The 13,300-nt window shown below is 53.9% G+C and carries 13 protein-coding genes; 7 read left to right on the forward strand and 6 right to left on the reverse strand.

The annotated features are described in order from the left end of the window. The first annotated feature begins 117 nt into the window (after positions 1-117). The gene (locus QGT73_RS17560; RefSeq protein ID WP_425278412.1) at positions 118-393 is read left to right on the forward strand and encodes a transposase; all 276 of its coding nucleotides are present in this window, start codon (positions 118-120) and stop codon (positions 391-393) included. A gap of 386 nt (positions 394-779) precedes the next feature. Here the strand turns inward: QGT73_RS17560 and ypfJ are convergent, their stop codons facing one another. After that, positions 780-1,625 (reverse strand): KPN_02809 family neutral zinc metallopeptidase, encoded by an 846-nt coding sequence (gene ypfJ, locus QGT73_RS15205; protein ID WP_280122993.1) that lies wholly within the window; start codon positions 1,623-1,625, stop codon positions 780-782. 173 nt (positions 1,626-1,798) lie between these two features. After that, the gene (locus tag QGT73_RS15210) at positions 1,799-2,506 is read right to left on the reverse strand and encodes an MIP family channel protein (RefSeq protein WP_280122994.1); all 708 of its coding nucleotides are present in this window, start codon (positions 2,504-2,506) and stop codon (positions 1,799-1,801) included. Positions 2,507-2,724: 218 nt separating this feature from the next. On the opposite strand from QGT73_RS15210, the gene QGT73_RS15215 reads away from it, so the two are divergent. The 5 genes from QGT73_RS15215 (at position 2,725) to radC (ending at position 9,598) form a co-directional block, all read left to right on the forward strand. Continuing rightward, positions 2,725-4,359 carry a C69 family dipeptidase gene (locus QGT73_RS15215; RefSeq protein ID WP_280122995.1) on the forward strand — a complete coding sequence of 545 codons (1,635 nt, stop codon included), beginning with the start codon at positions 2,725-2,727 and terminating at the stop codon, positions 4,357-4,359. Then, complete coding sequence (locus tag QGT73_RS15220) at positions 4,356-6,689, forward strand: ATP-dependent helicase (RefSeq protein ID WP_280122996.1); 2,334 nt, start codon at positions 4,356-4,358, stop codon at positions 6,687-6,689. Before QGT73_RS15215 ends, QGT73_RS15220 begins: the two co-directional genes overlap by 4 nt. Next, positions 6,686-7,816, forward strand: coding sequence for a carboxynorspermidine decarboxylase (gene nspC / locus QGT73_RS15225; protein ID WP_280122997.1), 1,131 nt, complete (start codon positions 6,686-6,688; stop codon positions 7,814-7,816). Before QGT73_RS15220 ends, nspC begins: the two co-directional genes overlap by 4 nt. Beyond that, positions 7,816-8,820, forward strand: coding sequence for a glycosyltransferase family 2 protein (locus QGT73_RS15230; protein WP_280122998.1), 1,005 nt, complete (start codon positions 7,816-7,818; stop codon positions 8,818-8,820). The genes nspC and QGT73_RS15230 overlap by 1 nt, the downstream gene beginning before the upstream one ends. Positions 8,821-8,887: 67 nt before the next feature. Further along, entirely contained in the window at positions 8,888-9,598 is a 711-nt protein-coding gene (gene radC / locus QGT73_RS15235; RefSeq protein WP_280122999.1) for a RadC family protein, read from the forward strand. Between the two features lie 145 nt (positions 9,599-9,743). Here the strand turns inward: radC and QGT73_RS15240 are convergent, their stop codons facing one another. From QGT73_RS15240 to QGT73_RS15255, 4 genes are all read right to left on the reverse strand, one after another. Continuing rightward, positions 9,744-10,256, reverse strand: a complete 513-nt coding sequence (locus QGT73_RS15240; protein ID WP_123616976.1) for a hypothetical protein — start codon at positions 10,254-10,256, stop codon at positions 9,744-9,746. Next, positions 10,253-10,678, reverse strand: coding sequence for a hypothetical protein (locus QGT73_RS15245; RefSeq protein WP_123616977.1), 426 nt, complete (start codon positions 10,676-10,678; stop codon positions 10,253-10,255). Before QGT73_RS15245 ends, QGT73_RS15240 begins: the two co-directional genes overlap by 4 nt. A 97-nt stretch (positions 10,679-10,775) precedes the next feature. Beyond that, positions 10,776-11,429: an orotate phosphoribosyltransferase gene (gene pyrE, locus QGT73_RS15250; protein WP_123616978.1), complete on the reverse strand. Its 654-nt coding sequence runs from the start codon at positions 11,427-11,429 to the stop codon at positions 10,776-10,778. A gap of 236 nt (positions 11,430-11,665) precedes the next feature. After that, a complete protein-coding gene (locus tag QGT73_RS15255; RefSeq protein ID WP_280123000.1) occupies positions 11,666-12,127 on the reverse strand; it encodes a hypothetical protein in 462 nt (153 codons plus the stop codon). Between the two features lie 253 nt (positions 12,128-12,380). Between QGT73_RS15255 and QGT73_RS15260 the strand changes: the two genes are divergently transcribed. Next, the gene (locus QGT73_RS15260) at positions 12,381-12,539 is read left to right on the forward strand and encodes a hypothetical protein (RefSeq protein WP_164913280.1); all 159 of its coding nucleotides are present in this window, start codon (positions 12,381-12,383) and stop codon (positions 12,537-12,539) included. Positions 12,540-13,300: the final 761 nt, after the last annotated feature.

The following is a 13,300-nucleotide window of genomic DNA, read 5'->3' on the forward strand; positions in this document are numbered from 1 at the left end:
TTTATGGATCTGCATTCAATCGTCGAGACAACCAAGAAGCACGGCAACTCGCCCTACAACGCAATCCTCGCCCTTTTCTAAACGGCGACTACATCGGCGCGTCCGCTGAATAGTTACATCCTCACAAAGAACAAACATGGTGAGATACATCGCAAATTAGGTAATATCCGGCAAGAGAGGAAAGCAAAGGCCAGGCTTGATCTTCCGGTGAATCAGCAGAAGCTAAAGCGAAGGTCGCTGGAACCTGAGCCGGTTTTCGGACAACTCAAACACAATCATGGATACACACGCTTCCGCCACTTCGGAAAAGCCAAGGTCACAATGGATCTCGGCTTCGTATTCATGGCTCTTAATATCCTGAAATTGCATAAAAACATACAAAAATCGGCCTGAAAAGACCGATTTTCGCTGTTTTTTTAGTGTATGCCCGGTTTTCAACTTCCTGAGAATCGAATATACGAACTAATCTCGAAAAATTCCAGATTATTCTAAAATATTCAATTCTCAGAGGCTTTAATCAGAGGAGTTCTGCAACACCCTCTTTCCTTGCCCCTGACGGGTACAAATCAGCTACTAATGTTTTGCAACACCCTCTTTCCTGGCGGTAACTGATTAAATCATAAGTTTTGCAACACCCTCTCTTGCGGATATAGAGTGGCATGCATGTGATGTCTGGGGACGCGTATGTCAGGTAGAATTGGGGCGGGCATTAATCTGTGATGCACCGTAACTTCGGCTTGGTCCCTTTTTAACTCCTTTAACTCCTTTAACTTTATAGACTATAGTGATTGAGGAAACTGCCCCGTGCGGAGGCCCGACTTTAGGGCAGCCTCGCGCTGGGCCGATGTGCCGTGGGTAAACGAGTCAGGCACGGCATATCCCTGGGCTCGTTTCTGGAGATAATCGTCGCCGATTTTCTGCGCGGCGTCGAGAGCCTCCTCTATATCGCCGTCCTCAAGCGAACCAAACATCTTATTGTCATGATGAGCCCATACGCCGGCATAATAATCGGCCTGAAGCTCAAGAGCCACACTAATCTTGTTGGCCTCCGCCTCGCTGAGTCTTGACATCCGCTGGTGGGCATCGGTGAGAGTGCCGAGCAGATATTGCACATGGTGGCCCACCTCATGGGCAATGACATAGGCATAGGCAAAGTCTCCGTCGGCACCGAGTGTGCTGCGCATTTCGGAGAAAAACGACAGGTCGATATACAGGCTCTGGTCGGCCGAACAATAGAAAGGACCGGTCTGGGCAGTGGCGTTGCCGCAGCCGCTGTTGACCGAACCGGTGAAAAATACGAGCGTAGGCGGCTCATATTCAAGACCCTGTTCGGCAAAAAGTTTGGTCCATACATCCTCCGTTCCGGCAAGTATCTGTTTGGAAAAAGTGGCAAGTTCCTCTTCCTGAGCGGTAGGCGTATAGGCCGCCGATTGGCCTGAGCCGCCATAGGTAATCTGCCCCGCGTTCTGCATGAGAACGTCGAGCGGGTTTCCACCCGAAATCCAGGCGATGATTGCCGCGACGATTACCGCGCCAATACCACCGCCGATTTTAAGTCCCGAGCCGATGCCCCGGCCGCGCCGGTCATCGAAGTTTGAGCTTTGTCGTCGGCCGTTGAGTCGCATATTCTTGTGGTTTAGAGGGTTTATGGAGTTTAGAGAGTTTAAAGTTTAAAAAGTTTAGAGAGTTTAAAGTTTAAAGAGTTTATAGAGTTTAAAAAGTTAAGAGAAATGTATGGTATCAACACATCATTCCTCTTAACTTTTTTGACTTTATAAACTGTATAAACTATAGTGAATCACTTCTTGATCATATTCCATACAGCCGAGCTGCCGAGCGCGCCCACAAAGGGAGCCACGATGAAGAGCCAGAGCTGACCGAGGGGTACGGCATTGCCTTCGATGGCTGCAAAGATAGCCGGGCCTACCGAACGGGCCGGATTGACCGATGTGCCGGTGATGGGGATACATACGATATGCACGAGCACGAGTGTAAGACCGATGGCCAGACCTGCAAAGTTGCCTGCTCCCTTCTTCTCGTCGGTGGTGCCGAGCACTACGAGCACAAAGATGAAAGTAAACACTACCTCGGCGATAAATGCGGGTACTATATTGCCGGGCATAAACGAGTTGGCTCCCGTGGTGGTAGTGCTGTTAAACACTGCTTCGACGCCGGCTTCATTGCCCGTGTGGACCAGCACATAGAGCACGGCCGACGCGATGATGGCTCCTATTACCTGAAAAATCATATAGTTGACTGCCTCGGAGCCTTTCATGCGTCCGTTGGCCCATACGCCCAAGGTGATGGCCGGATTGATGTGACAGCCCGAGATGTTGCCGATGGTGTAGGCCATGGCTATGACCGAAAGACCGAAGGCGAATGCCACTCCCAAGGTGGTGACACCATAGCCGGTGGTGCCGAGTCCGATGCCGGCGAATATCGCGCTGCCGCAACCCATGAGTACCAGCACGAATGTGCCGATCATCTCTGCTAAATACTTTTTCATGTAAATAGTGTTTTTGTGAAAGTTATTAAATAGTTGTAACTGAATTGATGCGAAAACGTAAGGAGAAGAGAGCGATTTTTAACAACCTCTCATACCTCGCAAGCAAAAGTAAGAAAAAAGCGTCACACATTCAAGATATTTCAAAAAAAAGAGTTATTTTTGCACTATACAACAGTGAATTGCAACAATATTGCAACAAATCCACCAAAGTCATCATCATGAAAATTCAATCATTAATGCTCGGGCTTGCCCTTATGGTGCCCGCCATCGGTCTTCCGTGTACCAGTCTCATTGCCGGAAAAAACGCTACCGTCGACGGCTCGGTGCTTGTGACTTATGCCGCTGACAGCCACACTCTTTATGGCGAACTCTATCACACTCCCGGTGCCACTCATGCCCCCGGGGAGATGCGCAAGATATATGAATGGGACACAGGCAAGTATCTCGGCGAGATACCCCAGCCCGAGCGCACCTACACTACCATAGGCAACATGAACGAGCACGGCCTGACCATCGCCGAGAGCACATGGGGCGGACGTCATGAGCTCGAGGACACCACCGGCATCATGGACTACGGCTCGCTCATATATGTCACCCTCGAGCGCGCCACCAATGCCCGCGAGGCCCTGAAGATCATGACCGACCTGGTGGCCGAGTATGGCTACCACTCAAGCGGCGAGTCATTCTCAATCGCCGACCCCGAGGAGGCCTGGGTGATGGAGCTCATAGGCAAGGGCGGCAAGGAGAAAGGTGCCGTGTGGGTGGCCCGCCGTGTGCCCGACGACTGCATCTCGGGCCATGCCAACCATCCGCGCATCCACAAGTTTCCGCTCAACGATAAGGAGACCATCTATTCGCCCGACGTGATCGACTTTGCCCGCAAGCAGGGCTACTACAAGGGCAAGGACGAGGATTTCAGCTTCTCGCTTGCCTACGGTGAGCTCGACGGCACCGCCACCCGCGGATGCGACGGCCGTGTGTGGAGCTACTTCAACCGCTTTGCCAAGGGCATGGACAAATATCTCCCCTGGGTCATGGAGGCCAAGGGCGAGACGATACCCCTCTGGGTGAAGCCCGACAATAAACTGACCCTCAATGATATGCGCTGGATGATGCGCGACCACTTCGAGGACACTCCCATGGATATGACCAAAGACGTGGGCGCAGGCCCCTACAAGGTGCCCTACCGCTGGCGTCCCATGACATTCAAGGTCGACGGCAAGGAGTATCTCAACGAGCGCGCCATCGCCACACAGCAGACCGGATTCTCCTTTGTGTCGCAGATGAACCGGGCTCACCCCTCGATGATGAAGGGCATACTCTGGTTTGGTGTCGACGATGCCAACACCTGTGTCTACGTGCCCATGTATAGCTGTCTCACCGAGGTGCCCGCCGAGTTTGCCCACGGCAACGGCGACATGCTCACCCTCTCGTGGGACGCTGCCTTCTGGGTCAACAACTATGTGGCCAACCAGGCCTACAACCGCTATTCGCAGATGATACCCGACATCCGCCGTGTGCAGAACGCCGAGGAGCAGACTCTCGACTCGGAGGTCAAGGCTCTGATGGCCGCTGTCAAAGGCATGGACGAGGCCGAGGCTCTCAACGTGGTGCGCAACCACTCCATGATGGCTTCGCAACGCTATCTGCGCAACTATAAGAATCTTGGCGATTACCTGCTGGTGAAATATCTTGACGGTAACGTGAAGAAGGAAAAGGACGGTAAGTTCATGCGCACACCCGAGGGTATGTGTGTGTCGCCCGACTTCCCCGGATATGACGAGCGTTATTACCGCTCGATTGTCGAGGACGCCGGTGACCGTCTTCTCGTAAAGGACCCTAATAAGAAATGAATCAAGAGGAATATCTCGGAAAACTGAACCCTCAGCAGCGGGCGGCCGTAGAATACTGCGACGGCCCGCAGCTTGTCATTGCCGGAGCCGGCTCCGGCAAGACAAGGGTGCTGACCTACAAGATAGTGCATCTGCTGGCGCAGGGCTATGAGCCGTGGCGCATTCTCGCACTGACTTTTACCAACAAGGCCGCCCGCGAGATGCGCGAGCGCATCCAGGCCCTCGTGGGCGAGAAGGTGGCCTCCAGTCTGTGTATGGGGACGTTCCATTCCATCTTTGCCCGCATACTCATGGTCAACGCCGAGAGACTCGGCTTCAAAAGCTCGTTCACTATCTACGACGCGGCCGACTCTAAGGCTCTGATTAAACTGATAATCAAAGATATGGAGCTGGACGATATGATTTATAAACCGTCGACTGTCCAGAATGCCATCTCATGGGCTAAAAACGCGCTGATTTCGCCCGAAGACTATGCCGACAGCCGCGAACTGATGGCGGCCGACGCCCGCAACAGGCGTTCGCGCATGTGGGAGATATACCGCAACTACCGCGACCGCTGCGCCGTGGCCGGGGCCATGGACTTTGACGACCTGCTTTACCATACGAATGTGTTGCTGAGAGACAACGAGGATGTCAGACGGGATTATCAGGAGTTTTTCCGATATGTGCTGGTCGACGAGTATCAGGACACCAACTTCGCCCAGCATCTCATAGTCAAGCTTCTCGCCGGAGAGTCGGGACGGCTGTGTGTGGTGGGTGATGATGCCCAGAGCATCTATTCGTTCCGCGGGGCCAGCATGCGCAATATCCTTGATCTTGAGACCTCTTTTCCCGGCCTGGAGACTTTCAAACTCGAGCGTAACTACCGCTCGACCCAAAACATCATCAATGCCGCCGGAAGCCTCATAAGCAAAAACCGCGACCAGATACCCAAGAACGTATATTCCGAAAACGACCTCGGCCGGCTCATCGATGTGGCCCGCTGTTACAGCGACTATGAGGAGGCTGCTCTGGTGGCCGGAAAGGTGTCGCAGGTCAAGCGTGCCTCGGGCGGCTCATATGACGAGATTGCCATCCTCTATCGCACCAACGCCCAGAGCCGCGTGCTCGAGGAGTCGCTGCGCAAGCGCAATCTGCCTTACAGGATATATGGCGGCCTGTCGTTCTATCAGCGCAAGGAGGTGAAGGATGCCATAGCCTACTTCCGCCTCTCGCTCAATCCCGACGACGACGAGGCCCTGCGCAGGGTCATCAACTTCCCTGCGCGCGGCATAGGCGACACCACCCTCGGCAAGATTACACGTGCGGCCATGGACGCAAGGGTGAGCATGTGGCAGGTCATAACTCATATGGACGATTATGACTGCGGTCTCAACTCCGGCACCAAAAAGAAACTTGCGGCCTTTGCCGGACTCATTGACGGATTTATAGAACGCAACGACCGCGGCGACAATGCCTATGACGTGGCCCGCCACATCATCGAGACCACCGGAGTCTTCTCCATGCTCCTGCATGAGCGCACTCCCGAGAGCATATCCAAGCAGGAAAACCTTCAGGAACTCTTGGGAGTTGTACATGAATTTGTCCAAACAAAAAAAGAGCAGGGAAGCAATGAGGTGATGCTGAGCCATTTCATGTCGGAAGTATCGCTGGTCACCGACCAGGACATGAGCCGTAATGACGACGAAGAGTGCATCATGCTCATGACCGTCCATGCCGCCAAGGGACTGGAGTTTGACAACGTGTTTGTGGTCGGAGTCGAGGAGGATCTATTTCCCTCGGCCATGGCCAATCAGTCGCCCGCCGAGATCGAGGAGGAGCGTCGTCTGCTCTACGTGGCCATCACGAGAGCGCGCAAATATTGCATGATAAGCTATGCCGCACAGCGTTACCGCAACGGGAAGACAGTCTTCCCGCGCCCCTCGCGCTTCATCGGCGACATCGACCCGCGTTTTCTCCATCTCGACACCGGCAACGATTTTGCCTCGTCGTCAGCGGCCGCATCGGCTCCGTCGCGCGGCAGCCGTGTCTCTTTCACCCCCTCGATGGCAGGGTCGGCCCGTTCGCTCAGCGAGTTGCGCCGTCCGCTCTCGGCTCCGAGGGCGCAGCGGCCTACAGCCGCGCAGCCGTCGGCCGACGGAGACTTCACGCTCCATTCGGCAAGCGAGGTGAGCGTGGGCACACGCATACGCCATGCCAAGTTTGGTGTGGGTGTGGTGATTGAGCTCGACACCATGGGCAGTGACCCGAGGATGACGGTGGCCTTTGAGGGCGACGATATGGAGAACCGCAAACTGCTGTTCAAATATGCTAAATTTATGATTTTATGACCCAACAAGAGATACCTACCCCCTATTATATTGTCTACGAAGAGCGCATGCGCCGCAACCTCGAGCTGATAACACGCGTGGAGCGCGAGGCAGGCGTAAACATTATCATGGCCTTCAAGGCCAATGCCCTGTGGCGTTCGTTTGACGTGGTCAGAGAGTATAACCGCGACTTCACGGCCAGTTCGCTCAACGAGCTGCGTCTCGGCAACGACGAGCTTGGCGGCGAGGCCCACGTCTACTGTCCCGTCTACACTCCCGCGACCATTGACGAATTTCTCTCGCGGGCCACACATCTCACGTTCAACTCTCTCAGCCAGTGGGAGCGTTACGGCGAGCGCGCGCTTGCCGCAGGAGTGTCGCCCGGACTGAGGGTCAACCCGCAATGTTCGGTCATCGACACGGAGATATACAACCCGGCCCTGCCCGGCTCGCGTTTCGGAGTGACAGCCGGACAGCTTGACGGCTCGTTGCCCGCGGGTATAGAGGGACTCCACTTCCACGCTCTGTGCGAAAGCTCCTCCTACGACCTGGCCAAAGTGCTCGAGGCCTTTGAGGAGCAGTTTGGCGGGTATCTCCGACAGGTGAAGTGGGTCAACTTCGGAGGCGGCCACCTCATGACCCGCGAGGGCTATGACGTGGACCATCTCATAAGCGTGCTCCGCGGATTTCGCGCACGTTATCCGTGGCTTCAGGTAGTGCTTGAGCCGGGCAGCGCGTGGATGTGGCGCACCGGCGACCTCATTACATCGGTGCTCGATGTGGTCGAGAACCAGGGCGTGAAGACAGCCATTATCGACGCATCGTTTGCATGCCACATGCCCGACTGTCTCGAGATGCCCTACAAGCCGGCCATCACCGAGAGTGTGCCCGAGGCTCCCGGACTCCCCGTCTATCGTCTCGGAGGCAACTCATGTCTGAGCGGCGACTTTGTGGGCGACTGGGCCTTTGCCGAGCCGCTGCGTCCCGGGCAGAGGCTTACGCTCGAGGACATGAACCACTACACCACCGTCAAGACCACAATGTTTAACGGCATACAGCACCCCTCGATGGTGATGTGTGACGCCGGCGGCGATTGCCGCTATCTGCGACAGTTTGATTATATGGACTATAAAAACCGTATGTGCTGATGGAAAAGCATCCCCGATTTTCAGTCATAGTGCCTGTCTATAACCGCATAGACGAAGTCAGCGACCTCATGGAGAGCCTCGAGGCCCAGACCTGCAGGGATTTTGAGGTAGTGATAGTCGAGGACGGCTCCACCGAGCCGTGTGAGGAGGCCGTGCGCCGTCATCCCGGCGTGAGAGCAAGGTATTTCTATAAGGAAAACGAGGGGAGGTCCATAGCCCGCAACTACGGTATGGAGCGGGCCGAGGGCGATTATTTCATATTTTTCGACAGCGACTGCGTGATACCCCCCGGATATTTCGAGACCCTCTCGCGTGAGCTTGACAGCCGTCCGCTCGACTGCTTCGGCGGCCCCGACGCAGCCCACGAGTCGTTTTCGACCACCCAGAAGGCCATCAACTATGCCATGACATCGCTGCTCACCACCGGCGGCATACGTGGCGGCAAGGTGAGCCTCGAGAAGTTTACCCCCCGCACGTTCAACATGGGCTTCTCGCGCGAGGTCTATGACAAAGTGGGCGGTTTTCGCGAGATGTTTTCCGAGGACATCGACATGAGCATGCGCATACGCGGCGCGGGCTTCTCCATGGGGCTCATACGTCCGGCCTATGTCTACCACAAACGCAGGGTGGATTTCAGGAAGTTTTTCCGTCAGGTGCATGTGTTCGGCATGTCGCGCATCACGCTCAAACTTCTCTATCCCGGTTCGATGAAAGCGGTCCACACACTTCCGGCCATAGCCGTGATCATGGGCGTGGTGCTCGTATTGCTCGGCATATTCGTGTCACCATGGTGGCTGCTGCCCATAGGCCTGTATCTGCTGGCCATATTTGTCACCGCGCTGGTGCTGACCCGTTCGCTCGTCATCGCGCTCAAGGCGGTGCCGGCAAGCGTGATTCAGATATGCGGCTACGGGACGGGTTTCATCAAGGCTTATGTGACTAAAATCCTGCTCGGCCGCGGCCGCGACATTCAGGAAGAGATACTTATCCGCAAAGGAAAGTAGAGTTTAAAGTTGAGAGTTTAAAGTTGAGAGTTTAGAGTTTAGTTTATTGCTGTTTTAGAATTTAATTATGGATGCCGAAAAGCCTTTTGTGTCGACCCGCATACTCGACCTCAGCAAAGACGATATGCCGCGCGAGAAGGCTCTCGCCCATGGCATACGCGCGCTGAGCGATGCCGAACTCATGGCCATTATCTTTGGCGGAGGTCTGCCGGGCATGTCGGTGGTCGATATGGCGCGGGGCATACTCCGCGACTGCGACAACCGTCTCGACATGCTGGCGCGCCTGAGCATGAACGAGCTGATGAGCAAATACAAAGGGGTCGGGCCGGCCAAGGCTGTAAGTCTTGCGGCGGCCTTTGAGCTCGGCCGTCGCAACCGCGAGCAAGCCTTAGGCCGCGAGGACCCTCAGATAAGGTCGAGCCGTGATGCCGTTGCGCTGATGAGCCCGCTGCTCGAAGGACTCGAGTATGAAGAGTTTTGGGTGCTGATGCTTTCGCGCTCCAACCGTGTGACCTATAAGCGTTGCATCTCGCAGGGCGGCACAGCAAGCACGGTGGTCGATGTGAAACTGCTACTTAAACGAGCCATCGACTGTCTGGCCGAGGGTATCATCCTCGTGCACAACCATCCGTCGGGCAACGCATCGCCCAGCGGAGAAGACGACCGTCTCACCGCCCGCATCAAGGACGGGGCCAAAATACTCGGCATCAACGTCCTCGACCACATAATCATAGCCCGCTCCAAATCCTACTCCTACGCCGACGAAGGCCGGCTGTGAGGGCAGGGTAGGGGGATACAAAAGGACAAAAGTTTCAAAAGAAACAAAAGTTTTTTATTTAATAAGTCATCTGATTTAGAGACAACTAAAAAATAAAACTTTTGTTTCTTTTGAAACTTTTGTCCTTTTGTATCCCCCCTGAGGGTTATCGGGTTATGACGAGATACTCGAGTGAGCCGCCCCATACGGCCGAGTAGCGGCGGAGTGCATAGCCCTTGTCGGCGGCGGGACCGGAGCGGGGATGGCCATAGTTGGTGTATATGTCATAGGTGCTCCCGCACTCGGGGCATTGGGCATAGGGCTCACCCTCAGGCACGGTGAGCCGCACCGTCGGGCGCACTTCGTAGGGACATGCCAGATCATAGACCACAAGATTGCCCATGGCATCCATCGAGAGCAGCAGACCGCCATAGCCGGTGCGGTCCATGTCGGTGTAGGGAAAGTCGGCGGGCACGCGCGTGTTGCCGGCTTTGATATATCGTTTGCTCTCGGCCGCGCCCCCTATGCCATAGCGGTGCCAGTCGCCTATGGTGGTAAACTTGAGCCGGACCTCGCTATAAGGAATACGCTCATCGTCGACGGAGTGACATCCGGCCGAGATGAGCGTGATGAGTGAAAGCGTTATGACTGCGAGCCGGGAGAGAAGGCTGCGGGTCATACTGTGGGGAAAAGCGAAGTGAAGACTTCTCCGAATTTGTCGGCGGCCTCCTGTATCTTGTTGCCGATAAAGGGTCGGAGCATGGCGGGAATCTGGATTTCGACGCGGGGCGTAAGCCGGGTGCTCGCGCCGTCGACATCGGCCATGTCGAGCGAGAGTTTCAGGGGGATGGGACATCCTTCGGCATTGAGGCCTACATGGGTGGGAGCGGTGCGCTCGGTGATTTTAAACACCAGTTCGCCCACGCCGGGAGCATCCATCTTGATGGCTTCACCGCGAAACTCTATGCCCTGGAGCTTCTCGCGCTGCTCGGCGGGGAGCTGCTCCACCATATCGCGATATTGGCTGAGGTCGCTGACCTTGGCGTAGATTTCGTCGATGTTGCGCGCGATGGTTACGGGTTTGCCGGAGTATACTGACATGTTGTAGCGTTTATTAGTTGATAATTCAAGAGTCAAGAGGGTATGCCCCTTGACTCCTGTTGACTTTGATATAATGTATTCAGACTGACAAAAAGGATTATTCGTCCTCTTTGTCTACGACGGGGCTCCACATCGAGGGATCTTTGCGCCACTCCTTGAGGGTGTCTACATCGTCCTCGCGGATGAAACCAGTCTCGAGGGCGGCGGTGATGAGAGCCGAATAGTTGGAGAGAGTGATGAGGTTGACGTTGGCGTCCTTGAAAGCCTTGGTGGCCACGGGGAACTCGTAGCTGAAGATGGCTACCATGCCGATTACCTCACATCCGGCGTTGCGGATGGCCTCGACAGCCTTGAGGCTGCTGCCGCCGGTCGAGATGAGGTCTTCGATTACCACTACCTTGCTGCCGGGACGGAGATCGCCTTCGATGAGGTTTTCAAGACCGTGGTCTTTGGGAGTGGCGCGGACATATACGTAGGGCAGACCGAGAGTGTCGCTCACGAGTGCGCCCTGGGCGATGGCACCTGTGGCCACACCGGCTACGGCTTCCACTTCGGGGAAATTTTCGAGGATGATGCGGCTGAGCTCTACCTTGATAAAGCTGCGCACGTCGGGATAGGAGAGAGTTTTGCGGTTGTCGGTATATATAGGTGAGTTCCAGCCTGAAGCCCAGGTGAAGGGATTGTCGGGTTGGAGCTTGATCGCACTGATTTTAAGGAGTTTCTCGGCAAGAATCAAATCGAGATGTTTCATAGCTTATAAGAATTGATGTGTCATCAGAATTTCGCCCGCAAAGTTACTGCTATTTGCGCCCAATTGCAACTATTTTTTGTTAATAATTTATTTTTATGTAAAGCACGATTCCCACCCCGTCGCAAAGGCCCTCAATCTCCGCTCCCCTTTGGTGTCTATATTCGTAGTCTTTGTCAGCTAAAAGGTTATGGCAAAATTCATTGCCCGGATGGAGCGGATGCTTTGTCGGTGGGCGTTTATTTGGGAAATGTTTCGGAGATTTGCTTCGCCACCCGTTTGATGGCTCCTTTTATATCATGCGAGGCACCAGCGACTCCCAGCGAGGAGTAGGCTCCACGGCACGATGCCACCGGTCGGCCGGTGAAATAGTCTATGAAGTTGACAGTCACGATAGTTTCTTCGGTGCTGATGCTCACTCCATATTTGACCAGCAGGAGTTTTTCCTGTTGGGGGCGTGACAATTCGTAAATACGGGCATCGCTCACGAGTTTCAGACGCGAATCCTCGACAGCATCAAACAACATGATTTCATACTCCATCAGCTCGGCCGGAATATGATATGTGTCGTTGTTGATTACCATGGCATACTCATATTTTGACAGATCGACATTCCTGGAAACCGTCGATTTGGATGTGGTGCATCCCGCAAGTGCCATGACGGCGACTATCACAAGCAAGTGTTTAATCAGGTTATTCATATGATTATTCGGTAGTTTAACTAAAATGTGGAGTACTGACCGTTGTCAGCCCAACTACAAAATTAGCTTGTTTTTCTCAATGGTTGTCATTCAGAGTCTTAATTTTTGTAAAATCTTGCAAAAGAGTCGGAGTCCTTTTCCTCACTCTCTGTCTATTTGCAATCGTGGATGCAAGATTTTTCGGCGTAACAACTCTATATATCAGAATTTTGTTGTATCTTTGTAACCTAATAAACGACAAAGGAGTACGGACATGGCACGACCTATCAAAGAGACCCCTGTATTAAGGGGCAAGGACGCTGAAAATTTTGCCAAGAGAATGGCGAATCCCGCTCCCGTCAGCAAGGCTGAAAAGGAAGCGGCAAGAAAAGCGTATGAGGCGTTCAAAGCCATAAGCACATTCCCGATGTAATTATGGACTTTGGCAAATTCATTTTCCGGCAGATAGATGCCGATACACGGATAAAGTCATTCGATTGCGGCGATGCCGATTTGAATGACTTTTTAGTTTCCGATGCTGTCAACTACTACAATTGGCTCAAGCTGGAATATCGGTGCATCACAGATTAATGCCCGCCCCAATTCTGCCTGACATACGTGTCCGCAGGCTTCCGCAACCGCACAGGCCCCACACATGCTACTCTATATCCCGAAAGGGCGTCCGCAGGACGCAGATTTGATCGTAACCGGGTACACTGAAGCGCAGCGGAGGTGTGCCCGGAGTGGCACGATATAAAGAAATGAGGGTGTTGCAAAACTTATGATTTAATCAGTTGTGACATGGAAAGGCCTGTAGGGCCTGTGCGAACTTAGGCCATGGCAAGCACCCGCGCAAGCGGTGCGCTGCCATGGTATAAAGACAGATGTAAAACGATGCGCCGCGTAGCGGTGCCACAAAATGTCATGATGGTAATTCACTGCGACTTAACGTTTTGATACGCTTGTATTGTTGTACCGCTACGCGGCACATGCCGTGGATAATTGTTCTGTACCATGGCTGCGCACCGCTTACGCGGGTGCTTGCCATGGCCTAAGCTCGCACAGAGGGTGTTGCAGAACTCCTCTGATTAAAGCCTCTGAGAATTGAATATTTTAGAATAATCTGGAATTTTTCGAGATTAGTTCGTATATTCGATTCTCAGGAAGTTGAAAACCGGGCATACACTAAAAAAA

The sequence above is a fragment of the Duncaniella muricolitica genome, assembly GCF_910574735.1.
Classification (GTDB): Bacteria; Bacteroidota; Bacteroidia; order Bacteroidales; family Muribaculaceae; genus Duncaniella; species Duncaniella muricolitica.